This is a genomic window from Bradyrhizobium sp. USDA3516, from assembly GCF_057651995.1.
Map to the genome: position 1 here is coordinate 110,965 of NZ_JBYGYN010000011.1, position 24,923 is coordinate 135,887.

The 24,923-nt window shown below is 65.5% G+C and carries 14 protein-coding genes; 6 read left to right on the forward strand and 8 right to left on the reverse strand.

All coding sequences use genetic code 11. The features are described 5' to 3' along the window. Positions 1–71: 71 nt before the first annotated feature. Genes AC24YW_RS29740 through AC24YW_RS29750 form a run of 3 tightly spaced genes read left to right on the forward strand, consistent with a single transcriptional unit; the run spans position 72 to position 4,127 of the window. The gene (locus AC24YW_RS29740) at positions 72–677 is read left to right on the forward strand and encodes a K(+)-transporting ATPase subunit C (protein ID WP_487486047.1); all 606 of its coding nucleotides are present in this window, start codon (positions 72–74) and stop codon (positions 675–677) included. Between the two features lie 40 nt (positions 678–717). Then, the gene (locus tag AC24YW_RS29745) at positions 718–3,441 is read left to right on the forward strand and encodes a DUF4118 domain-containing protein (RefSeq protein WP_487486048.1); all 2,724 of its coding nucleotides are present in this window, start codon (positions 718–720) and stop codon (positions 3,439–3,441) included. After that, positions 3,438–4,127: a response regulator gene (locus AC24YW_RS29750; RefSeq protein ID WP_487486049.1), complete on the forward strand. Its 690-nt coding sequence runs from the start codon at positions 3,438–3,440 to the stop codon at positions 4,125–4,127. Before AC24YW_RS29745 ends, AC24YW_RS29750 begins: the two co-directional genes overlap by 4 nt. A gap of 165 nt (positions 4,128–4,292) precedes the next feature. Here AC24YW_RS29750 and ku read toward each other — a convergent pair whose 3' ends face one another. Beyond that, complete coding sequence (gene ku / locus AC24YW_RS29755; protein WP_487486050.1) at positions 4,293–5,177, reverse strand: non-homologous end joining protein Ku; 885 nt, start codon at positions 5,175–5,177, stop codon at positions 4,293–4,295. A 116-nt stretch (positions 5,178–5,293) separates the two neighbouring features. Here ku and ligD point away from each other — a divergent pair, with 116 nt between their 5' ends. Continuing rightward, positions 5,294–7,969 (forward strand): DNA ligase D, encoded by a 2,676-nt coding sequence (ligD, locus tag AC24YW_RS29760; protein ID WP_487486051.1) that lies wholly within the window; start codon positions 5,294–5,296, stop codon positions 7,967–7,969. 114 nt (positions 7,970–8,083) lie between these two features. Here ligD and AC24YW_RS29765 read toward each other — a convergent pair whose 3' ends face one another. Continuing rightward, entirely contained in the window at positions 8,084–8,248 is a 165-nt protein-coding gene (locus AC24YW_RS29765) for a DUF3309 family protein (protein ID WP_008560028.1), read from the reverse strand. A gap of 178 nt (positions 8,249–8,426) precedes the next feature. Between AC24YW_RS29765 and AC24YW_RS29770 the strand changes: the two genes are divergently transcribed. Then, positions 8,427–8,744, forward strand: coding sequence for a polyhydroxyalkanoic acid system family protein (locus tag AC24YW_RS29770; protein WP_487486052.1), 318 nt, complete (start codon positions 8,427–8,429; stop codon positions 8,742–8,744). Positions 8,745–8,746: 2 nt separating this feature from the next. Here the strand turns inward: AC24YW_RS29770 and treY are convergent, their stop codons facing one another. Genes treY through AC24YW_RS29800 form a run of 6 tightly spaced genes read right to left on the reverse strand, consistent with a single transcriptional unit; the run spans position 8,747 to position 22,744 of the window. Continuing rightward, positions 8,747–11,533, reverse strand: coding sequence for a malto-oligosyltrehalose synthase (gene treY, locus AC24YW_RS29775; protein WP_487486053.1), 2,787 nt, complete (start codon positions 11,531–11,533; stop codon positions 8,747–8,749). A 1-nt stretch (position 11,534) separates the two neighbouring features. Then, positions 11,535–13,283: a malto-oligosyltrehalose trehalohydrolase gene (gene treZ / locus AC24YW_RS29780; protein WP_487486054.1), complete on the reverse strand. Its 1,749-nt coding sequence runs from the start codon at positions 13,281–13,283 to the stop codon at positions 11,535–11,537. Then, on the reverse strand, positions 13,280–15,358 hold the full coding sequence (gene glgX, locus AC24YW_RS29785) for a glycogen debranching protein GlgX (RefSeq protein WP_487486055.1): 2,079 nt from the start codon (positions 15,356–15,358) through the stop codon (positions 13,280–13,282). The genes treZ and glgX overlap by 4 nt, the downstream gene beginning before the upstream one ends. A 3-nt stretch (positions 15,359–15,361) precedes the next feature. Beyond that, positions 15,362–17,500 (reverse strand): 1,4-alpha-glucan branching protein GlgB, encoded by a 2,139-nt coding sequence (gene glgB, locus AC24YW_RS29790; RefSeq protein WP_487486056.1) that lies wholly within the window; start codon positions 17,498–17,500, stop codon positions 15,362–15,364. Further along, positions 17,493–20,786: a maltose alpha-D-glucosyltransferase gene (gene treS, locus AC24YW_RS29795; protein ID WP_487486057.1), complete on the reverse strand. Its 3,294-nt coding sequence runs from the start codon at positions 20,784–20,786 to the stop codon at positions 17,493–17,495. The genes glgB and treS overlap by 8 nt, the downstream gene beginning before the upstream one ends. Before the next feature lie 11 nt (positions 20,787–20,797). Next, positions 20,798–22,744 carry a maltotransferase domain-containing protein gene (locus tag AC24YW_RS29800; protein WP_487486058.1) on the reverse strand — a complete coding sequence of 649 codons (1,947 nt, stop codon included), beginning with the start codon at positions 22,742–22,744 and terminating at the stop codon, positions 20,798–20,800. A 204-nt stretch (positions 22,745–22,948) separates the two neighbouring features. Here AC24YW_RS29800 and malQ point away from each other — a divergent pair, with 204 nt between their 5' ends. Continuing rightward, entirely contained in the window at positions 22,949–24,910 is a 1,962-nt protein-coding gene (gene malQ, locus AC24YW_RS29805) for a 4-alpha-glucanotransferase (protein ID WP_487486059.1), read from the forward strand. The last annotated feature ends 13 nt before the right edge of the window (positions 24,911–24,923 follow it).

Below are 24,923 nucleotides of genomic sequence, written 5' to 3' on the forward strand. Positions count from 1 at the left end.
TCCGCGGTTGACAGTCTGGATTGCTTCGTCGCTTCGCTCCTCGCAATGACGGAAGAAATTGGAGAAAGCACATGCTCAGAGAAATCCGCCCAGCCATCGTCCTCTTGCTGGTGCTCACCGCCATCACGGGCCTGGCCTATCCGCTGGCGATGACGGCCATTGCCGGCGCGATCTTCCCGACGCAGGCGCAAGGCAGCCTGATCGAGAAGGACGGCAAGGTGATCGGCTCCGCCCTGATCGGGCAGGAATTCAAGGACGACAAATATTTCCACGGCCGCCCCTCGGCGACGTTGGCGCCGGACCCGAATGATTCGACCAAGACGGTCTCGGCACCCTACAACGCCGCCAACTCGGGCGGCTCCAATCTTGGCCCGACCAGCAAGGCGCTGGCCGACCGGCTGAAAGAGGATGTGGACAAGCTCAAGGCCGAGAATCCGAGCCAAGCGGTCCCGGTCGACCTCGTGACGACGTCGGCGAGCGGCCTCGATCCGAATATTTCGCCGGAGGCGGCGCAATTTCAGGTGCCGCGCGTGGCCAAGGCGCGGAATCTGCCGGAGGATCAGGTCAGGCAGCTCGTGACCGCCCACACGGAAGGCCGCCTGCTCGGCGTGCTCGGCGAGCCCAGGGTCAACGTTCTGGCGCTGAACCTCGCGCTCGACGGCAAGGCCGCCAAGTAGCCGTCTAGGCTCACGGCATCAGGATGACTATATTGGCAACATGGTCCGAGAGCGCCGCGATTCCGAACAACGTCCCTCTCCCGAGGCACTGCTCGAAGCAGCGCGGCGGGAGGAGAGCGCGAGCGGCAAGCTGAAGATCTTCGTCGGCGCCGCCCCCGGCGTCGGCAAGACCTACGAGATGCTGCAAAGCGCCCATGCCAAGCGCAAGGCGGGCGTCGATGTCGTAGTCGGGTTCGTCGAGACTCATGGGCGGGCGGAGACCGAGGCGCTGGTGCGCGGCCTCGAAGTGGTCCCGCGCAAGAGGCTGGACTACCGCGGCCAGATCGTCGAGGAGATGGACCTCGATGCCGTCATCGCGCGGCGGCCAAGAATCGCGCTGGTCGACGAGCTCGCCCACACCAATGCGGCCGGCAGCCGCCATCCCAAGCGCTACATGGACGTCGAGGAGCTGCTCTCCCACGGCATCGACGTCTACACCGCCGTCAACATCCAGCACATCGAGAGCCTCAACGACGTCGTCGCCCAGATCACCCATGTCCGGGTTCGCGAGACCGTGCCCGATTCGATCTTCGATCGCGCCGACGCGATCGAGCTGATCGATCTCACGCCCGACGATCTGATCCAGCGGCTGAAGGAGGGCAAGGTCTATGTGCCCAAGCAGGCCGAGCGGGCACTGGAGCATTATTTCTCGCCGGGCAATCTCACCGCGCTGCGCGAGCTGGCGCTGCGCCGCACCGCCGAGCGGGTCGACGAGCAGCTGCTCACCCACATGCAGGCGAATGCGATTCCCGGGCCCTGGGCCGCGGGCGAGCGCATTCTCGCCTGCGTCAGCGAAGACCCCCGCGCGGCTGGCCTGGTGCGCTATGCCAAGCGACTGGCCGACCGGCTGCATGCGCCGTTTACTGCGATCTCGATCGAGACGCGGCGCTCGCTCCAGCTTTCCGACGAGGAGCGCGACAGGCTCGCCGATACGCTGCGGCTCGCGGAATCGCTCGGCGGGGAGGCTTTGACCATCCCGGGCGTCGGCCGCCGCATCGCCGACGACGTGATCAACTTCGCGCACGGCAACAACGTCACCCAGATCGTGATCGGCAAGTCGACGCGGTCGCGCTGGTTCGAGATGACGCGCGGCTCCGTCGTGCATGATCTCGTGCGGCGTGCCGGCAATATCAGCGTTCACGTCATCCCCGGCGACGAGCTCTCCGCAGAGGCGGTGCCCAAGACGGCGGTGCAGACCGCGGCGCGATCCGAGCCGTTCGATCCGCTGCCCTATGTCAAGGCGCTCGGCATCATGGCGGTTGGCCTTGCGGCCGCGATGGGCATCAAGCCGTATTTCGGCGTCGAGAACGTCGACCTGATGTTCCTCACCGCGGTGGTGGCCGTGGCCGTGCGCTACGGGCTGTGGCCGTCAATGCTCGCGAGTGTCGCGGGATCGCTGGCCTACAATTTCTTCTTCCTGCCGCCGGTCTACACGTTCACCATCACCGATCCGACCAACGTCGCGGCCTTCTTCTTCTTCATGCTGATTGCGTTCGTGGTGTCGAATGTTGCGGGCCGCGTGCGCACGCAGGCCGATGCCGCGATCGGCCGGATCAGGATGACCGAGCAGCTCTATGCCTTCAGCCGCAAGCTGGCCGGCACCGCCACGCTCGACGATGTGTTGTGGGCGAGCGCCTACCAGATCGCGTTGATGCTGAAGGTGCGCGTCGTGCTGCTGCTTCCGGAGGACGGGCTGCTCACGGTGAAATCCGGCTATCCGCCGGAAGACCAGCTCGATCAGGCCGACCTTGCCGCCGCCAACTGGGCCTGGAGCAACGACCGCATTGCGGGCCGCGGCTCGGATACGCTGCCGGGCGCCAAGCGGCTGTTCCTGCCGATGCGCACCGGACGCGGCCCGATCGGTGTGATCGGTATCGACAACGACCGCACCGGGCCGCTGCTGACGCCGGACCAGCGGCGGCTGCTCGATGCGCTGGTCGATCAGGGCGCACTCGCGATCGAGCGCGTGCTGCTGGTCGAAGACATGGACCGCGTCAAGCGCACCGTCGAATCCGAGCGGCTGCGCTCGGCGCTGTTGACCTCGATCTCGCATGACCTGAAGACGCCACTCGCCTCGGTGTTAGGGGCAGCCTCGACCATGCGCGACCTCGCCAGTGCCCTCTCCGACACCGAAAAGCGCGATTTGCTCGCCACCGTGATCGACGAATCCGAGCGGCTCAATCGTTTCATCGCCAATCTGCTTGACATGACCAAGCTCGAATCCGGGGCCATCGTGCCCAACACGGCGCTGCACGATCTCGGCGAGATCGTCGGCAGCGCGCTGCGGCGCGCCGGCAAGATCCTCAGCCGCCACAAGGTCGAGCTGGTGCTGGCGGCCGAGCTGCCGATGCTCCAGCTCGATGCCGTGCTGTTCGAGCAGGTGCTGTTCAACCTGCTCGACAACGCCGCAAAGTACTCACCGACCGATACCACGATCTCCATCCGCGGCCGGCGCGACGGCGGGCACGTCGTGCTCGAGGTCGCCGACGAGGGCGCCGGCATTCCACCGGACGAGCTGGAGAGCGTGTTCGACAAATTCTATCGCGTCCAGAAGGGCGATCACGTCCGCCCCGGCACCGGGCTCGGGCTTGCCATCTCCCGCGGCTTCGTCGAGGCGATGCACGGCACGATCGCCGCCGCCAATCGCAGCGAGCGGAGCGGCGCTGTCCTCACCATTCGCCTGCCGATTCCGGCAGAAAGCCACGCATTGGATACCGCGGCATGAGCGCTGCTCCGATCAAGGTCCTGGTCATCGACGACGAGCCGCCGATCCGCAAATTGCTGCGGATGGGGCTGACGACGCAGGGCTACGAAATCCTGGAGGCGTCGAACGGCAAGACCGCGCTGGAGAAGCTCGGCGAGGAGCCGGCGCTGATCATCCTCGATCTCGGCCTGCCCGACGTTCAGGGCCACGAGCTGCTGCGCACCATCCGCGCCCGCAACGACGGCGTGCCGATCGTGGTGCTGTCGAGCCGCGGCGACGAAGCCGGCAAGGTCCAGGCGCTCGATCTCGGCGCCGACGATTACCTCACCAAGCCGTTCGGCATGGAGGAGCTGCTGGCGCGCCTGCGCGCCGCGCTGCGTCACCAGCTTCAGGTCAAGGGCGAGCGTCCGGTGTTCCGCACCGGCGATCTCTCGGTCGATCTCGTTCGTCGCATCGTCAAGGTCGGCGAGCGCGAGGTGAAGCTGTCGCCGAAGGAATACGACCTGTTGCGGGTGCTGGTGCAGCACGCCGGCAAGGTGCTCACCCACCGCTTCCTGCTGAAAGAGCTCTGGGACGAATTGACCGACGCGCAATATCTGCGCGTGTATGTCCGCCAGCTTCGCCAGAAGATCGAAGCCGATCCGGAGCGGCCGCAATACGTGCTGACGGAGACCGGGATCGGGTATCGGCTGAAGGCGGGGGATTGAGCGCAGCTCGGCGGCATCGCGTGCTGGCTTGAGGCAAACTCGTCATGCCCGGGCTTGACCCGGCCGTCCACGTCCATCCGCGTGCGGGGACCTGCGTGGATGCCCGGGTCAAGCCCGGGCATGACGATCGAGGTTGTGGCGCGCGCCTGCTTCCGCAATGACGGATCAACCCGCCTTCCGGTGCCGCGCCGTGGAACGGTGCGCTTTCTTCGCGCCGCGATGCCGCCCGGTCGCTCGCCGCGCATGGGACTTCGTCGCCGTCTTCTTGCCGCCGCGTCCCTTCAGGCTCTGCTTCAGCGCGTCCATCAGGCTGACGACGTTGCTCGGCCGCTCCTCGGGCTCGGGCAGCTCGATCTTCTTGCCGCTGGCCTTGCGCTTCACCAGGGCCTTCAGCGCGTCCTCGTACTCGTCCTTGAACTTGCTGGGATCGAAATGCGCCGCCTTGCTCTTAAGGATGTGGCCGGCGAGCTCGACCATGTCCTTGGTGATCTTCGGGCTCTTGATGTCGTCGAAGAACTGGTCCTCCTCGCGCAGCTCGTAGGGGAAGCGCAGCGTGGTGCCGAGCAGTCCCTTGCCGCGCGGCTCGATCGCCATGACGTGCTCGCGGTTGGTCAGAACGATCTTGGCGAGCGCGACGCGCTCCTGGTCCTTCATCGCGTCTCGGATCACCGCGAACGCATCGACCGCCGCCTTGCCGTCGGGCGCGATGTAATAGGGATGGTTGAGATAGCGCTGGTCGATCTCCTCGCGCGGCACGAAGCTCTCGATATCGATGGTGTGATTGCTCTCGATCTGAACCGCCTCGAGCTCTTCCGGTTCGATCTCGACATACTTGCCCTTGCGCAGCTCGTAGCCGCGGCCCTTCTGGTCGCTCTCGACGACATCGCCGGTCTCCGAATCGATCATCTGCTGCTTGAGCCGGTTCCCGGTCTCGCGATTGATCAGGTGAAATCGCGTCTTCTCGGCCGCCGTCGTCGCCGGATAGAGCACGACCGGGCAACTGACCAGCGACAGCTTCAACGTTCCCTTCCAATAGGCGCGCGGGGCCATTCCATTCTCCAGCGTTTTCAAGGCGTTTTGGAACCCCAACCGCCCCATGGGGTTTTGGTTCCGGGCGGGACTTTCGCCGTGATAGGCTTCAAGCCGAACGAGAAGCGGGACCGGTCGTGCTGCAGAAACTCTCCACCTACCGACAGAAGCGGGATTTCGGGAAGACGCCGGAGCCGTCGGGCAAGACGGCCGTGACGCCGTCGAAGCAGCGGCGCTTCGTGATCCAGAAGCATGATGCGAGCCGGCTGCACTACGATCTCAGGCTCGAATTCGACGGCGTGTTCAAGTCCTGGGCGGTGACGAAGGGGCCGTCGCTCGATCCCCATGACAAGCGGCTGGCGGTCGAAGTCGAGGATCATCCGCTCGATTATGGCGATTTCGAAGGCACGATCCCCGAAGGGCAGTACGGCGGCGGCACCGTGATGCTGTGGGACCGCGGCACCTGGGAATCGGACGATCCGGAAGCCGGCTTCAAGAAAGGCGACCTGAAGTTCACCCTGCGTGGCGACAAGCTGCAGGGAAGCTGGGTCTTGGTGCGGATGCGCAACCGCGGCGGCGAGAAGCGGACCAACTGGCTCCTGATCAAGCATCGCGACGAACATGTCCGCGAAGGCGCGGACAACGATGTTCTCGAGCAGGACAAGTCGGTCGCCTCCGGCCGCACGATGGAGCAGATCGCCGCGGGCAAGGGCCGCGCGCCGAAGCCGTTCATGCTGGCCAAGGGCACCAAGGGCAAGGCCGACGCAGTCTGGCAATCCAATCGTGCCGAGGAGACGAAAGGGCGTACGGTGAAACCGGCGCCGCGCACCGCGTTGAAAGCCGGCAAAGCGGCGAAGAAAACTGCCACGACCGCGACGAGCGCCAAGACGGTGTCGAAGATGCCGGATTTCGTCGCGCCGCAGCTCTGCACCCTGGTCGAGCGGCCGCCCGGAGACGAGGGCTGGTGCCACGAGATCAAGTTCGACGGCTATCGCGTCCAGCTCCGGGTCGAGGACGGCGAGGCGACGCTGAAGACGCGCAAGGGCCTCGACTGGACAGCCAAGTTCGCCTCCATCGCCGAGGAAGCCGCAGCGCTGCCGGACGTGATGATCGACGGCGAGATCGTCGCGCTCGACCATAACGGTGCACCGAACTTCTCCTCGCTTCAGGCTGCGCTGTCCGACGGCAAGACCGATGACCTGATCTTCTTCGCCTTCGACCTGCTGTTCGCGGAAGGGCAGGACTACCGTCGGCTGCCGCTTGGGGAGCGCAAGGCGCAGCTCAAGAAGCTGCTGGAGCAGCGCAAGCGGAGATCGACTCAGATCCGCTATGTCGAGCATTTCGAGAGCGGCGGCGATGCCGTGCTGCAATCGGCCTGCAAGCTCGAGCTCGAAGGCGTGGTGTCGAAGAAGCTGAACGCGCCCTATCGTTCGGGCCGCACCGAGAGCTGGGTCAAATCGAAATGCCGCGCCGGCCACGAGGTGGTGATCGGCGGCTACAAGACCACCAACGGCAAATTCCGCTCGCTGATGGCCGGCGTGCAGCGCGGCGATCATCTCGCCTTCGTCGGCATGGTCGGCACCGGCTTCGGCGCGGACAAGGTCAAGCGCCTCATGCCGGCGCTGAAGGCGGTGGAGGCCAAGCAAAGCCCGTTCGGCGGCAAGAACGCCCCGAAGAAGACCCGGGACGTGCACTGGCTGAAGCCTGAGCTCGTCGCCGAGATTGAGTTCGCGGGCTTCACGGCCGACGGCAATATTCGCCAGGCGGCGTTCAAGGGCTTGCGGCAGGACAAGCCGGCCGAGGACGTCGAGGCGGAGACGCCCGTCGATACCGAGCTCGCCGAGCCCCGGGCCAGGAAGGCGGTGCGCACCAAGGCGGGCGGGCGATCGAAGCAGACCGCTGCAAATGGCGAGGTGATGGGGGTCGTCATCTCCAAGCCGGACAAACCGCTCTGGCCGGATGACGGAGAGGGCGCTCCCGTCACCAAGCTCGACCTTGCGCGCTACCTCGAAGCCGTCGGCGAATGGATGATCGTGCATCTCAAGGGCCGGCCGTGCTCGCTGATCCGCGCGCCCGACGGCATCAAGGGCGAATGCTTCTTCCAGCGCCATGCGATGCAGGGAACGTCGAACCTGCTGGAGCTCGCGCGGGTCTCCGGCGACCGCAAGCCGTATCTGCAGATCGACCGGATCGAAGGGCTCGCCGCGGTGGCGCAGATCGGCGGCGTCGAGCTGCATCCCTGGAACTGCGCGCCCTATGCCTACGACACCCCGGGCCGCCTGGTGTTCGATCTCGATCCCGCGCCCGATGTGGACTTTCCGGACGTCGTCGAGGCGGCCAAGGAGATGCGGCAGCGGCTCGCCGATATCGGCATGGAGAGCTTCTGCAAGACCACGGGCGGCAAGGGCCTTCACGTCGTGGTGCCGCTGCTCCACGGCGCGCGCGACAAGGTGAGCTGGAAGGAGGCCAAGGCCTTTGCGCAAGGCGTCTGCCAGTGGATGGCGGACGACGATCCCGAACGCTATCTGCTCAACATGTCGAAGAAGCTGCGCAGGGGAAAGATCTTCCTGGACTATCTGCGCAACGACCGCATGTCGACCGCGGTGGCCCCGTTGTCGCCGCGGGCGCGCGCCGGGGCCACGGTCTCGATGCCGGTGACATGGGCGCAGGTGAGGAGCGACCTTGATCCCAAGCGCTACACGCTGCGCACCGTGCCGGGCCTGCTGGCGCGATCGAAGGCGTGGGAGGGGTATGAGGATGCAGCCGTGTCGATCAAGGCCGCGATCAAGAAGCTGGCAGGGAAGGTGAAGTAGGCGCTTTCCAAAACGTCATTCCGGGCTGCGCGATAGCGCAGACCCAGAATCCAGAGGTTATGCGGCGCGAAATTCCGGGTTCGCGCTTGCGCGCGACCCGGAATGACCGCCTGATCAGATCCTGCCCATCAGCAGCAGGATCAGCAGGATGACGATGACGAGCCCGAGGCCGCCGCCGCCGTAATAGCCGGTGCCGTAGAACGGCCCGCCGCCGATGCCGCTGAAGCCGCCGAGCAGGGCGATGATCAAGATGATCAGAATGATCGTGCCGATTGACATGCGAATCTCCTCCAGCCCTTTGTTCAAGGGTCATTGCAACCTGTCCCGTTGTGCGGGGGCAACTTGCCGCAGGTTGTAAAGTTCCGGCTTTGAAACACGACCGGGGGATCAACTTGCATGGAACCTTTGTTGGTCGACCCGACATCACTATGTGAAATCAGTCAGAAGAGGCAGGACCATGTCAGCACCGCTCGTCGTCTCGATTCCGCATCGTCTCGGCCGTGAGGAGGCGGTGCGCCGGCTCAAGACGGGGCTCGGCCGCGCCGCGGCGAGCATACCCGTGATGCAGGTCGAGGAGGAAAGCTGGAGTGGCGACACTATGAATTTCCGCATCCGCGCGCTCGGCCAAGTCGCGACCGGGCAGGTCGATGTCGGCGACGATCAGGTCCGGGTCGAGGTGGTGCTGCCCTGGCTGTTGCAGCGGTTCGCCGAGATCGCACAGGCGACGATCAGGAAGCGCGGCCAATTGCTGCTGACCAAAGACGGGGGCAAGTGACTTCAGGCGCGCGGGCGTTGTCGCGGCGCCCTGACGGCATTCGCGGTTCGGCCTGCGACGACGAAGGCAGGACAATCGCGGAAGGCCTGCGCGAGCGGCAAGTCGTTACCCGCAAGGCCCGGCACGGTGTAACCCGTGACGTCGATGGTCGCATCAATACCTTCCGGTGCGGGCCATTCCCGGCCCGCCTGGGTGAACGGCGCGAAATGACGCCCGGCCACGACGATCGCGGCGGCGCGGCCATGACGACGCGCGAAGGCGATGACATGGTCGGCATGGGCGCCCCGTACCTCCAGCGGCTGGTAGTCGCCTTGCGCGAAGACGTCGGCCAGTTCGTTGCGCAGCTTGAGCAGATGCCGCGTCCAGGCCAGCTTGAGCTGGCCGTCCGGCCAGCTCCCGATCAGGCCGCGCCAGTCCGGCGCTTCCAGTGATGGCAGCGCCGCGTGGCGCGCGGCGAAGTCGACCGGGCGGCGGTTGTCGGGATCGACCAGGGACAGGTCCCAGAATTCGGTGCCTTGATAGAAATCCGGCACGCCCGGCAGCGTCGCCTTGAGCGTCAGCTGGCTCAGCGAGTTCAACGTGCCGAGCAGTGCGACGCGGCGCGCCAGCGTCTGCATGGCCTGAAGGAATTCCGCGGACTGGTCGGGGTCGAGGATCTTCGCGATGAAGTCGCGGATGCCGTTCTCGTAGGCTTCATGCGGATTGAGCCAGCTCGTCTCCTCCTTGCCCTCGCGCGCGGCCTTGAGGGCATAGGCCTGGATGCGCTCGACGAAGGCGGCATCGGCCGGCGCTTGAAGCGGCCAGGTGCCGAGCAGGGTCTGGTAGAGCATGTATTCGAACGTTGCCGACGGCGCGCGGAAATTGCCGTGCAGCGTGAGATGCGGCGCGTTCAGCACCTTCCAGCGCGCCACCGCGCTGGTCCATTCACCGGGAATCTCGCTGAGCGCCGCGATGCGCATGCGCGCATCCTCGCCACGCTTGGTGTCGTGGGTGGCCGTCGCGGTCATGCCGTGCAGCCATTCCCTGGCGCGGGCCTGCATGGCCTGATGGAAGGCGGGAACGGTGAGGCCGGTGCTGGCGGGGTCGCCGCCGACCTCGTTCAGCGCCAGCAGCCGGTGGAATTGATAAAACGCGGTGTCCTCCAGCGACTTCGCCATCATCGGGCCGGTGAATTGCTGCACCTTCAGCGCGAAGCGGCGTACCCGCGGGGCGCTGTGCGGCGGACGGCCGGGCTTGAGCAGGTCCATGGTCAAGGCATCGCGCAGGAAGTCGAAGATGCCTTCGTCGGCGGCGAACCAGTCCCGGCGCGCGCGCGCGATGGTGTCGTCGATCAGCTTGCGGTCCAATGCAGTCGGGCCGCTATGCGTCAGATAGGTGCGATAGACCGGGAAATGCAGCACATAGAGCTCGAGCGCCTGCCGCAGGCTGTCGGCCGAGAAGTCCCGCGTCGAATAGTGGCCGTTGGCGATCCGCGCGAGCAGGCGCGTCAGCACGGTGAACTCGCTGGTGAGCAGCGTCTCCAGCACGCGACGCTTGGCGTCCTTGACGTAAGGCACAAGCCGCGGCGGCCGGTTGCTGATCTGCCTCCAGGTCTCGTCCAGCGCCTCCAGTCCCTTGGGATCGATCAGCACGTGGGTGATGACGTTCATCCACTCGTAGCCGGTCGTGCCCTGGACGCCGGCGAAATGCGGCAGGCGCTCGTGCTCGCACAGGATCTTTTCGATCACGGTGTAGAAGGGCTTCGTGGTGCCCTGGGCATCGCGCACCAGTCGGCGCAATCGCTGGCAATATTGCGCGGGGTCGCGCAGGCCGTCGATGTGATCGAGCCGGATGCCCTGCAATCTGCCGTCGGCGATGAGCTGCTTCACCAGCCGGTGCGTGGCGGCGAACGTGCTCGCGTCCTCGACGCGCAGGCCTGCGAGCCCGTTGACGTCGAAGAAGCGGCGATAGTTGATGTCGCTGGAGGCGAGCCGCCAGTGCCCGAGCTTGTAGTGCTGGCGCTCGAGCAGGTGATGCAGCGCGAGCGTCTGCGCCGGACGGTCCTTGGCGGCGCGGTAGGCGGCAAGGCCTCGCGCGATGAGGTCGGCCGCGCCTGCGATCTCCTTGAGCTCGGCCTTGAACGCGGGGGCCTCCTTGCGATTGGGCCGGCGCAATCCGCTGTATCGTGCCGCGAGCGCGAGCAGGCGCTTGCCCGGCTCCGTTTCCGCCGCATCCGCCTCCTTGACGATCATCCGCAGCATCTCGCCATAGCGCTCCGGCGCGATGGGCAGGCGGTGTTCGAAATACCACGCCGCGAAGCTTCCTTCATTCGGGTCGTAGCGCAGCTCGATGTCGCCGCGCTCCAGCGCCTCGCCGTAGGACGAGCCGAGGATCGGCAGCAGCACGCCGCCGCGGGCGCGGTAGGCCAGCTGGTCCCAGTCGATGTCAAAGGACGCGGCGTGCGGCGAGGCCTGGCCCCATTCCAGCACGTCGAGCCACCACGGATTGTCGGCAAAATGCACGCCAACATGGTTGGGGACGAAATCGATGATGAGCCCGAGATCGTGCTGCTGAAGCGCCTCGCTCAGCCGCGTGAAGCCGGCCTCGCCGCCCAGCTCGGGATTGAACTGGCCGTGATCGACGGTGTCGTAGCCATGGGTCGAGCCTTTGCGGGCCTTCATCACCGGCGAGGCGTAGAGATGCGTGATGCCCAGCGCCTTGAGATAAGGCACGACGGCGGCAGCCTTGTCGAAGTCGAAATCCGCGGTGAGCTGGAGGCGGTAGGTCGCGAGCGGAATGGCGGGAGGCATTCTAACCTCCGAGGCGCCAGACCACCGACCAGGGCGTGAGCCGCTCGCCGGCTCCGCCCCAGATCGGCGTGCCCGCGCCGACGCTGGCGGTGATCTCGTGATCGGACAGATTGGCGACGAGGCGTAACGTCGTGCCGTCGCCCATGCGCCAATGTGCGGTGACGAGCCCATTGTCGGCCGCCTCGGCATCACCGAAGCTCGCGCCCTTCAGCCGCGGCACGATCTGCTTGCGACGGACGCCGAGCAGCTCCCGCACCAGCGCGAGCCGCGCATCCTGTTGCGGCGTGCGGCCGGCCCAGTCGAGCACGGCCGATTGCAGCGTTGCCGGATCGAGCGGGTCGGGCACCTCGTCGCCGTATGTCTCGTAAGCCCAGGCATATTCGCGCTTGCGTCCCTTGCGCACGGCATCGGCTAACCCGCCCCTAAAATCGCAGAAGAACGGGAAGGGGACCGTCGAGCCCCATTCCTCGCCCTGAAACAGCATCGGCACCATCGGCGCGAGCAGCGTCACCGCGAGCGCGGCCTCGATCTGCTGTGGCGATGCCAGGCTTTCCAGCCGCTCGCCCAGCGGACGATTGCCGATCTGGTCGTGATTCTGCAGGAAATTGACGAAGGTCGCCGGCGGCAGCTGGCGGCTCGGCTCGCCGCGCGGCTTCTTGCCCCAGAATTCCGAGATCTCGCCCTGATAGACGAAGCCCGAGGCGAGCGCGCGCGCCAGATCCATGCGCGGCGTCTGGTAATCGCCATAGTAGCCGGCATGCTCGCCGGTCAGCATCACGTGCCAGACGTGATGGTAGTCGTCGTTCCACTGTCCGCGATATTTGCCGTTCGGCGGATCCTGCGCGGCATCGAGCAGGCTGGCGCGGTTGTCGCCGTTCTCCAGCACGAGATGGATGTGGCGTCCCGTGGCCTTGGCGAGCTCGCCGGCGGCGACGCTGAGATCTTGCAGCATGGACTGCTCGCCGGGGACAGCCATGATGTGATTGGCGGCGTCCAGCCTGAGCCCGTCGAAGCGGTAGTCGCCGAGCCAGGACAGCGCGTTCTCGACGGCGAAGGCGCGCACCTGCGGCACGCGGTAATCGATCGCGCTGCCCCACGGCGTGTGCGCATCGGTGAAGAAGGTCGGCGCGTAACGGCCGAGGTAGTTTCCTTCCGGGCCGAAATGATTGTAGACGACGTCGAGGAACACCATCAGCCCGCGCAGATGCGCCTCGTCGATCAGCGTCTTCAGGTCTTCGGGCCGGCCATAGGCGCTATCAGGCGCGTACCACAGCACGCCGTCATAGCCCCAGCCGCGACGGCCTGCGAAATCGGCGAGCGGCATCAGTTCCAGCGCATTGATGCCGGTCGCGGCGAGGTGATCGAGCTTGTCGATCATGGCGCGATAGCTGCCTTCGGACGTGAAGGTGCCGACATGGGTCTCGACCAGCACCGTCTCTTCCCAGGGACGGCCGCGCCAATCGCGCGCGCGCCAGACGAAGGCATCGTGATCGATCACCTCGCTCGGGCCAAACACGTCGTCTGGCTGGAAGGCCGAAGCGGGATCCGGCACATCGATGTCGTCGTCGATCCTGAACTTGTATTGGCTGCCCGAGGGCAGACCGGCAATCTCGGTGACGAACCAGCCGTCCTGGCGGCGCTGCATCGCGTGCCTGCGGTCGAGCAGGAGGTCGACGCGGCGCGCGGCCGGCGCCCACAGCCGGAACGATACGCCGTCCTTCGTCGGCCTCGCCCCGAAGGACGGCCTCATAGCGCGCCTGCAAAGGCGAGCACGGAGCGCGGAGGCGCCTTGCTGTCGCTCCCCGGCAGGAAGTCGATCGTATTCAGCTTGGCATCGGTCGTGTTCAGGAGCTGCTGCCAACTCTTGTATTCGGTCATTTTGGGCAATTTGAATGCGATCTCTTCGGGAGCGGCGTTCAGTACGATAAAGATCGCGGCGCCGCCCGGTTCCATCGGGCCCATCACATAGGAGAGGAACCGCCCATCCGGGAATGTCCAGTCGCTCTGCGTCATCTCGGCGCCGGCAGGGGTCAACCACAGCGCACCGTAGGAGACGCCGTCCTTCGGTCGTCCGTCGAGCCAGCGATGGCTGCGCAGCTGCGAGAAGCGGCGGCGGATGTCGGCGAGCTGGGCGACGAAGTCGATCATGTCGTCGCCGTCCTTGCCGAGATTGTCCCAGCCGACCCAGCCGACCTCGTTGTCCTGGCAATAGGCGTTGTTGTTGCCGGATTGCGAGTTGCCGACCTCGTCGCCGGCGAGGATCAGCGGAACGCCCTGGGCCAGCATCAGGCAGGCCAGCACGTTCTTGCGCAGCTGACGGCGCAGGCTGATGATATCAGGATCGTCCGTCGGCCCCTCGACGCCGCAATTGTTGCTGTGATTGTCGTTGGAGCCGTCGCGATTGTCCTCGCCGTTGGCCTCGTTGTGCTTCTCGTTGTAGCTGAAGAGGTCGGCGAGCGTGAAGCCGTCGTGGACGGTGATGTGGTTGATGCTGGCGCGCGGCCGCCGTCCATCGTGGTTGAACAGGTCGGAGGACGCGGTCATGCGGCTGGAGATGTCGCCGATCAGGCTGCCTTCGCCGCTCCAGTAGCGGCGCATGGCGCTGCGATAGCGGTCGTTCCATTCCGACCATTGCGAGGGAAAGGCGCCGACCTGATAGCCGCCGAGGCCGAGGTCCCACGGCTCGGCGACGAGCTTGACCGTCGCCAGCACTGGGTCCTGCCGGACCGCAGTCAGGAACGAGCTGCCGCGATCGAAACCGTTCGGCCCGCGCGCCAGCGTGGTGGCGAGGTCGAAGCGGAAGCCGTCGACGTGGCAGACCTCGACCCAGTAGCGCAGGGAATCCATCACCATCTGCAGCACGCGCGGATGGGTGAGGTTCACCGACGAGCCGCAGCCGGTGAAGTCGTCGTAATAGCGCGGGTTCTCGCGGTTCAGCCAATAATAGGACGCGTTGTCGATGCCGCGATAGCACAGGGTCGGACCGAGATGATTTCCCTCGGCGGTGTGGTTGTAGACGACGTCGAGCATCACCTCGATGCCGGCGTCATGCAGCCGCGCCACCGTGGTGCGGAAGGAATCGAGCGCGTTGTCCTGGGCGTAGCGCGGCTCCGGCGCGAAGAAGGACAGCGTGTTGTAGCCCCAGTAATTGACGAGCTTCTTTTCCACGAGAATGCGGTCGTCGACGAAGCTGTGCACCGGCAACAGCTCGACCGTGGTGACGCCGAGCTTCTTCAGGTGATCGATCATCGCGGGCGAGGACAGGCCGCCATAGGTGCCGCGCAGATTCGGCGGCACGTCCTCGCGCTTCTGGGTCAGGCCCTTGACGTGGGCCTCGTAGATGATGGTGTCTTCCCAGGGGATGTTCGGCCTGATCTCGCGGCGGCCCCAGTTGAAGGTTTCGTCGACCACGACGGCCTTGGGCATGCCGCGCGCATTGTCGCGCCGGTCGAACGACAGGTCCTCGCGCGGGCTTCCGGTGCGGTAGGCGAAATGCGCATCGCTCCAGACCAGGCGCCCGGCAAGCCGCTTGGCGTAGGGATCGAGCAGCAGCTTGTTGGCGTTGAAGCGATGGCCGTGCTCGGGCTCGTAGGGGCCGTGCACGCGATAGCCGTAGAGCTGGCCCGGCGAGACGTCGTTCAGATAGCCGTGCCAGACGTCCTCGGTCTTTTCGGGCAGCTCGATGCGCTCGAGCTCGCGGCGGCCTTGCGTGTCGAACAGGCAGAGCTCGACCTTCTGCGCGTTGGCGGAGAACAGCGCGAAGTTGGTACCGCGTCCGTCCCAGCTTGCGCCGAGCCGTGCGGGCGATCCGGCAGTCAGGCGCATCGATCAGCTTTCCGGAACGAGGAAGATCGCAGCCAGCGGCGGAATGGTGAGGCGCAGCTCGCCGCCCTCGGCATGGACTTCGCCGACATTGCCGACATTGCTACCGCCGTAATGGGCGGAATCGGAGTTGAGAACTTCCTTCCACTTGCCGCCGAAGGGAACGCGAACGCGATAGTTCTGGTAGACGTTGGGCGAGAAGTTGATGATGACGACACACCGCGCGTTCTCGTCGAATCCCTTGCGCAGCCAGGCGAAGACGTTGCGATTGGCATCATCGGTGATTAGCCATTCGAAGCCGGCCTGCTCGCAATCCATCTGGTGGAGCGCCGGCACCGCGCGGTAGAGCCGGTTGAGGTCGCGGATCAGGGCCTGAACCCCGGAATGGACCTTGTATTCGAGCAGGTGCCAGTCGAGCGACTGGTCGTGATTCCATTCGCGGCTCTGCGCGATCTCGGCGCCCATGAACAGGAGCTTCTTGCCGGGGTGGCCGAACATGAAGCTGTAATAGGCGCGCAAATTGGCAAAGCGCTGCCACTCGTCGCCGGGCATGCGGCCGAGGATCGAGCGCTTGCCGTGCACGACCTCGTCATGCGACAGCGGCAGGATGAAGTTCTCCGAGAACGCGTAATGCAGGCCGAACAGGATCTCGCCATGATGATGCTTGCGGTGGATCGGATCCTTGCTGATGTAGTTCAGCGTGTCGTGCATCCAGCCCATGTTCCACTTGTAGCCGAAGCCGAGCCCGCCGAACTCGACCGGGCGTGACACCTGCGGCCACGCGGTGGATTCCTCCGCGGCCGTGGTCGCCTGCGGGAAGCGGGCGAACATCTCCGTGTTGAAGCGGCGCAGGAAATTGATCGCCTCGATATTCTCCCGCCCGCCATATTGGTTCGGGATCCAGGCGCCCGGCGGCCGGCTGTAGTCGAGATAGAGCATGGACGCGACCGCATCGACGCGCAGGCCGTCGATAGCGTAACGCTCCATCCAGAACAGCGCATTCGACACCAGGAAGTTCGTCACTTCGGTGCGGCCGTAATTGTAGATCAGCGTGCCCCAGTCGAGGTGGCGGCCCTGCAGCGGGTTGGCGTGCTCGTAGAGCGCGGTGCCGTCGAAATGGCCGAGCCCGTGCGGATCGTCGGGGAAGTGACCCGGCACCCAGTCGAGCAGCACGCCGATGCCTTCGCGGTGGCAGGCATCGATCAGGGCGGCAAAATCCTCGGGGCTGCCGAAACGGCTGGTCGGCGCATAGAGGCCGGTCGGCTGATAGCCCCAGGAGCCGTCGAACGGATGCTCGCTCACGGGCAGGAATTCGAGATGGGTGAAGCCCATGTCGCGGGCATAGGCCGGCAGCTGCTCGGCCAGCTCGCGATAGGTCAGCCATTCATTGTTGTCCTTGCGCCGCCACGAGCCGAGATGCACCTCGTAGATCGACATCGGCGCCGACAATGCGTTGATGCCTTCGGGCGCCGGGCGCGGCCGCGGCAGATGCGCCTCGTCGAACACGATCGAGGCCGTCTTCGGCCGCAGCTCGCTGGCAAATGCCATCGGATCGGATTTCAGCGGCAGCAGATGACCATGCGGTCCGACGATTTCGAACTTGTAGTGATCGCCGGCCTTCGCATGCGGGATGAACAATTCCCAATAGCCGTTGCCGCGCACCCGCATCGGATGGCGCCGCCCGTCCCAGAAGTTGAAATCGCCGACCACGGAGGCGCGCCGCGCATTCGGCGCCAGCACGACGAAGCCGATGCCGTCGACGCCCTCGAGCCGCATCGGATGCGCGCCGAGCTTGTCGTAGAGGCGCTGATGGGTGCCTTCGCCGAGCAAATAGAGGTCGAAATCGGTCAGGATCGGCGGAAAACGGTAGGCATCCTCGAACTCGACCACGTCGTTGCCGAACTTCGCGCGCAGCTGGTAGTGCTTCGAGCCGTTGGGCAGGGCGCCGATGAACAGGCCGGAATCGTGGACGCGATCGAGCGGTGCGACCTCGCCATGGTCGCCGACCGCCTCGACATTGGTGGCCTCGGGCAGAAACGCGCGGACCACGCTCTTTCCGCCCTCGGGATGCAGCCCGAGATAGTGGAAGGGGTCGGAGTGGCGGCCTTCGATGATCGCGTAGGCTTCGGCAGGCAGTTTAGGCATGGGCTTCGCTCTCGGCACTTGACAGAATGCGAAGCAGTCCGGTCAGCGGCGCATGGAGTCCCTCGGGCCGGCGGGACAGCTCGTACTCTACGTCGTGGAACGCTCGATCCAGCAGGAAGAATCTCAACAGGCCTTCCGCGCAGGACCGATCGTCCGGCCACAGCCTCCGATCGGTCATGGCTTCGCGGTAGGCGGACAGGAAGGTCGCGGTGGCGCGCTCGCGCCATTCGTCGAGGGCGGCCGCGAGCCGGTCCTGCTCGTCGGAAGCGCCCGTGAGCGAGCGGCTCAGCGCCGCGTTCACGGAAAGGTCGATGGAATGGATCAGGCCGGCGACGTCGCGCGCGGCCGGCGCCTTGCGGCGCTTGTTGGCCAGTGGCACACGCGGATCGCCGTCGAAGTCGATGATGAAGATATCGTCCTTCACGATCAGAGTTTGCCCGAGCCGGAAGTCGCCATGATGACGGATGTTCAACCCGCCGATGTCGGATGGCAAGAGCGCGTTGAGGCCGCCGAACAGGCGGCCGCGTGCCGCGACCAGCTGGTCGATCAGTGGCCGGTCCGCCTCCCGCAGCCCGTCGCGGCTGTCGGCCAGCCGCTCGAGCATCCGCTCGGCACGCGCCTTGAAGTCGGAGAGCCAGGTCCTGACCTGGGCGGCGTCGATCGGCACGGGGGCGAGGTCGTCGGGCGTTGCCGCGGCGAGCGCGACGTGCAGCTCGGCGAGCCGCCGGCCGATCTGCGCCATGAAATGCAGATACGGCGCCTGCTCCTGGGTTTCGCGTGGCATCTCGTCGGCCGGCGCCAGGCGCTGCTCGTCGACATAGCGGTCGAGATAGCCCGTCGTCACGGTCCAGCCGTCGCCCTGGTTCTCGACATAGGCGTGGAGCACGCCGAGCGCGCTGCGCTGGTTACCGTCGACCAGCTCGACGCTGCCGAGCAGCGCCGGCGTGTTGGCGAAGCGCGCGACCTCCGTGAGATAGTAGCCGATCTCGATCTCGGGGCTGATGCCGCTTTCGAGCCGGCGGTAGATCTTGGCGACGTACTGATTGTCGACCAGCGCGGTGCTGTTCGACTGCTCGATGGCGCGGATGCGTTCGGGCTCCTTGATGGTGTAGTCGGCGAAGCGGCTGGTCGCCTTGAACTCCAGCCGAAGATTGTTCTCGTCCACCACCAGGTTTTGCGACAGGCCCCGCAGGAACAGGCCGATGAAGATCTGCTCGGTCGCGACGTCGAGCAGCGTGCCCTCGCGTGCGCCCTGGCGGACGGCGGCCAGCGCCTTCGGGTTGAAGCGTTCGCGGTCGAACCGCACCCATTCGATCTGCATCGGCATCACGTAGCGCGTGGTGACGTCGTTCCGCGTCGTCTCGAAGAACGCGATCCAGGGTCTGTTGTCGCCGATGTCGCTGAACGGCACCGCCGAGGTCAGCGTGGCCTTGATCTGCTTGGGATTGTGCTCCGGATACCAGCGTGTCCTTGCCAAAAATCCCGGCAGCACGTCGCGCTCGAACACGCCGCGCTCGCGGGCGAGCGAGACCCAGTTCGAATTCACCGGCACGACCAGCGTCTCGAATTCCGGCACCGCGCGCGGCACCACCGGCTCTGACTTGTCGCGCTCCTGAAGCTGGAACCAGTAGAAGCCGTAGGGCCCCAGCGTGATCATGTAGGGCAATTCGCCGATCGCGGGAAAGCGCGTGCGGCCGAGCATCTCCTGCGGGATGCGGTCCTTCCACGGCGACAGATCGAGTTCGGTCGCCTGCGCGGCGCGCGACAGATTGGCGACGCAGAGGATCACCTCGTCGCGGTATTGGCGGACATAGGCGAGCACGGCGCGGTTGGCCGGGCGGATGAAGGTCATGCTGCCCCGGCCGAAGGCGAGCGTCGACTTGCGTACCGAGATCAGCCGCTTGGTGGCGCTGAGCAGCGAGGACAGGCTGCGCGACTGCGCCTCGACGTTCACGGATTCATAGCCGTAGACGGGATCCATGATCAGCGGCGCGTAGAGGCGGGCCGGGTCGCAGCGCGAGAAGCCGCCGTTGCGGTCCGGGCTCCACTGCATCGGCGTGCGGACGCCGTTGCGGTCGCCGAGATAGATGTTGTCGCCCATTCCGATCTCGTCGCCGTAATAGATGATCGGCGTGCCCGGGAACGACAGCAGCAGCGAGTTCATCAACTCGATCTTGCGCCGGTCGTTGTCCATCAGCGGCGCAAGGCGCCGGCGGATGCCGACATTGATGCGCGCGCGGGGATCGTTGGCGTAGGTGGTCCAGAGATAGTCGCGCTCGACGTCGGTGACCATCTCCAGCGTCAGCTCGTCGTGATTGCGCAGGAACAGCGCCCATTGGCAGCTCGCCGGGATATCCGGCGTCTGGCGCAGGATGTCGGTGATCGGGAAGCGGTCCTCCTGGGCGATCGCCATGTAGATGCGCGGCATCAGCGGGAAGTGATAGGCCATGTGGCACTCGTCGCCACGGCCGAAATATTCCTGCACGTCCTCGGGCCATTGATTGGCCTCGGCCAGCAGCAGCTTGCCCTTGGAGTACGCGTCCAGCTCCTGGCGCAGGCGCTTGATGATCGCATGGGTCTCGGGCAGGTTCTCGTTCGAGGTGCCTTCGCGCTCGCACAGATAGGGAATGGCATCCAACCGGAAGCCGTCGACGCCGGCATCGAGCCAGCGCTTCATCACCTGGATGATGGCGCTGACCACGCGCGGATTGTCGAAATTGAGGTCGGGCTGGTGCGAGAAGAAGCGGTGCCAGTAGAACGCGCCGGCCTCCGGATCCCAGGTCCAGTTCGACTTCTCGGTGTCGGTGAAGATGATGCGCGTGCCCTGGTATTTCTGGTCGGTGTCGCTCCAGACATACCAGTTGCGCGCGCTCGAGCCCGGATGGCTGCGCCGCGCGCGCTTGAACCATTTGTGCTGGTCCGAGGTATGGTTGACGACGAGCTCGGTGATGACGCGCAGGCCGCGCTTCTGCGCTTCCTGGATGAAGCGCTTGAAGTCCTTCATCGTCCCGAAATCGGGATTGACCGCGCCGTAATCGGCGATGTCGTAGCCGTCGTCGCGGCCGGGCGAAGGGTAGAACGGCAGCAGCCACAGCGCGGTGACGCCGAGCTCCTGCAGATAGGGCAGCCGCTCGGTCAGGCCGGCGAAGTCGCCGATGCCGTCATTGTTGCTGTCGGCGAAGGCCTTGACGTGGAGCTGGTAGATGATGGCGTCCTTGTACCAGAGCTCATCCACGACCTCGGCAGCCTCAGCCTTCTTGGTATCGACGGAAGACAGAACATTCATGGCGTGAGCCCTTACGCCAGGCAGCGGAACAGAAGTGCCGGATCGCGGTCGGGATCGATACGCAACCTGATGCCGCCCCATTCGATGCGAACCTGTTCGCCGGTGAGGAGGTTTTCGAGTGTCGTCACATGGTGACGCCGTCCGCCGGCGTCAACGGTGAGATCGCCGAGCGGCAGCCAGCATTCGCGCTCACGGCGCGACAGCGCGATCACGACGACGACCATGCTGGCCGGATCGGCCGCCTCCTTGGCGAAGGCGATCGTCTCGCCGTCCTCGATGGCGAGAAAGCGCAAATTCGCCGTCTGCTGGAGCGCCGCGTTCTCGTTGCGGATGCGGTTGAGCGCGGCAATGTAGCCTTTGATGTTGCCCGGTTTGTCCCAGTCGCGCTGCCTGATCTGGTACTTCTCGGAATCCAGATATTCCTCCCGGCCGGGAATGGCCCCATGCTCCAGCAGCTCGAATCCGCTGTAGATGCCGTAATTGCCTGACAGCGTTGCCGCCAATGCGATCCGCGACTTGAAGGCCCAGGCCTCTCCGCTCTGCAGGTGATAGGGCAACAGGTCAGCCGTGTTGACGAACATGTTCGGGCGGTAGAAGTCGCGTTCGGGATAGCGCGTCAGCTCGCCGAGATATTGCTCCAGCTCCCACTTTTCCGTGCGCCAGGGAAAATAGGTGAAGGATTGCGCGAAGCCGAGCTTGGCGAGGCCCTTCATCAACTTTGGCCGTGCATAGGTCTTGGAGAACAGGATCACGTCGGGATGACGGCGGCTTATGTCGCGGATCAGCCACTCCCAGAACGCGAGCGGCGCGGTGTCGTGATTGTCGATGGCGAAGATGGTTACACCCTTGTCGATCCAGAACAGCATGGCGTCGCGAAACGCATTCCACAGCCCGACGCGATCGACCGAATTGAAGTCGGGGATGACGATGTCGGAATAGGGGCCGTCCGCCGTCCGCACCGAACGGTCGGGCCGCCATTTGAACCATTCCGGATGCTGCGTCAGCCAGGGATGATCCGGCGAGCACTGCACCGCGAAGTCCAGCGCAAGCTCGAGCCCGTATTCGAGACAGGTGGCGACCAACGCGCGGAAGTCCTCGATTGTGCCGAGCTCCGGATGCAGCGCATCGTGGCCGCCCTCGGCCGAGCCGATCGCATAGGGCGAGCCGGGATCGCTTTCGCGGGCCATGGCTGCGTTGTTGCGGCCCTTGCGGCTGGTCTTGCCGATCGGATGAATCGGCGTGAAGTAGAGCACGTCAAAGCCCATCGCGGCGATGTCGGGCACGCGCGCGATGCAGTCGCGCAGCGTGCCGTGCCGGCCCGGCAACGCGCTCTGGCTGCGCGGCATCATCTGATACCAGGTGCTGAAGCGGGCCTTGTCGCGGTCCGCGGTCAGCGGGAAGAAGGGCGAGCGCGCCAGGTCCGGCCGCGACTGGCTCTCGGCCATGGCTTCGCCGAGCTCGGTTGCGAGCAGCGAGGTGATGTCGCCGTTCCTCAAATAGTCCTCGCACTGCCTGATGATGATTGCTGCGGCGTCCTGCCGCGCGCCATGCGCCTTGGTCAGAAGGCCGGCGCCCTCGATCGCATCGAGGCTGACATCGGCCCCGGTGCGCCGTTTTCGCGCGACGGCGTGCGACCAGGTGGCGAACTCGTCGGTCCAGGCTTCGATCGCGTAGACATATTGGCCGGGCTCGGGGGGCGTGAACGCGCCGGACCAGCGGTCATTGCCGTGATGGGTCATCGGCTCGCTCCGCCATTCGCGCTCCTGCTCTCCTCGCCAGACCAGCGCGGCTGAGATCACGGCCTCGCCATCGCGGTAGATGTCGGCCCAGACCTCGACCGGCTCGCCCGCGATCCGCTTCACGGCGAAACGGCCGCCGTCGATCGCGGGATAGACGTCCTCGATCAGGAAAGCGCTGCCGGCCGCGGCACTTTCGACAGTTTGAATTGTCTTGTTCACGGTGATGCCATTGACAAGAAAGCAGGAGCCCGTTTCCCTTGTCGGGAACCCACGCTTGGTACCATGATAGAAAGCCGCTTGTGTGTCATTGGTTCCCTTGGGAACGGCAAGCGCAGTTTGCGAGTTACCCCTGACTAACCTCTTCCGCGATCTCGTTATTCTCCATGCCCCTGGCCAATTAATGGCCTGCAAGCTGCGTGCCGAATGGATCTTTTAGCTCAAGCCCGGATCAAGGGCGTTCAATCCGAATTCATCGATGCCCTCGGCAAGCTGCGGGTCACCGCGCCCGAGGCCCTCAAATCCATCCTCGACGCCCTGCCGGAGAAGCGGGTCTATCGCTTCGTCAGCGGGCCGGTCGTGGTCCGTGCGCTCGGACACCCGCGCACGGAATTGGCGTCGGTTGGCACCCCGCCACTGCAATGGAAAATCGTCGGCAACGGCAATGTGATCGCGGCAGGCGAGACGCGCGAGCCGGTGATCGCCTGGCCCGCGGGCCTGGCGCTGGGGTATCACCGCCTGACGCTGACCGATGCCGAAGGCGCGAGCGAAGACGTGCCGATGATCGTGGCGCCCGAGCGCTGTTTCGGCGGCGATTTCGACCGCGGCTGGCTGCTCGCGGTGCAGCTCTACAGCGTCCGCTCCGACCGCAATTGGGGCATCGGCGATTTCACAGATCTGGCCGGCCTCATCCGGCTCGCCAAGCAGCTCGGGGCGGACGGCGTCGGGCTCAATCCGCTGCATGTCCTGTTCGACGATCACCCGGCCGATTGCAGCCCCTATTCGCCGAACAGCCGGCTTTTCCTCAACCCGCTCTATATCGACGTCGAGGCGATTCCTGAATTCTCGGCCGACCTCGTGCCCGACGCGGCCGCGACGGCCGCCCGTCTGCGCGAGGGCGATCGCGTTCCTTATGCCGACATGGCAGCCCTGAAATGGCTGGGCCTGCGCGCCGCCTTTAACAGCTTCGTGACAAGCGCGAGCGCGGCCCGCCGCAAGGCGTTTGACGCCTTCCGTGCTGCCCGCGCACCGCTGTTGTCCCGCTTTGCCTGTTTCGAGGTGCTGCGGCATCGCTTCGCCGCGCCCTGGTGGGAATGGCCGGCGGAATGGCAGCAGCCGGACGAGGCAAAATGCGCCGAGCTGCGCAATGGCCCGGACAAGCGCGAGGTCGAGTTCGTCGAATTCGTGCAATGGACGGCCGACAGCCAGCTGCATGCGGCCAAGGCGCTCGCCGGCCAGCTCGGCATGCGGGTCGGGCTCTATCTCGACGTTGCCGTCGGCGTGCAGTCCAACGGCTTCGATGCCTGGAACGAACAGACGGCGATCTCGCGTCATCTCGCGGTCGGCGCGCCGCCCGACGTGCTCAACACCATCGGCCAGGATTGGGGCCTTGCCGGCTTCAATGCTGGTGGGCTGGAAGCGCAATCTTTCGTCCCGTTCGCCGACATGCTCGCGGCGTCGATGCGCCATGCCGGCGCCATCAGGCTCGATCACGTGCTCGGCCTGAAACGGCTCTATCTCGTGCCGCGCGGCTTCAAGCCCGACAACGGCGCCTATGTGCAGATGCCGTTCGAGGCGTTATTGGCCGCCGTGGCGCGCGAGAGCTCGGCCCATCAATGCATCGTGATCGGCGAGGACCTCGGCACCGTGCCGGAAGGTTTCCGCGAGATGATGCAGGATTTCGGCATCTGGTCCTATCTCGTCATGATGTTCGAGCGCGACGATGCCGGCCATTTCCGCAATGTCGACCATTACCGGCCCAATGCGCTGGTGACGCTGAACACCCATGACCTGTCGACCTATGCCGGATGGCGCTCCTTCGGCGATCTCAGGATGAAGCGCTCGCTCGGGCTCGATCCCGGCGAGAACGACCAGGCGCGATGGGATGCGCTCGGCAGGCTCGACGAGATCCTGCGCCAGAACGGCATCAGCGCCAACGACCTCTACTCTGTGCTCGCGTTCCTCTCGCGCACGCCCTCGCGGCTGCTCGCGGTGTCGATGGAGGATTTGCTCGGCGTAATCGACCAGCCCAACATCCCCGGCACGATCGACGAGCATCCGAATTGGCGCCAGCGCCTTCCGGTCGCGCTCGACAAGATCGTCTCCAGGATCGATCTCGCAGCCTTGAAAGCTGCGACACGGGAACGTTCATTGCCCGGCGGGAATTGAACAGCCGGGACTT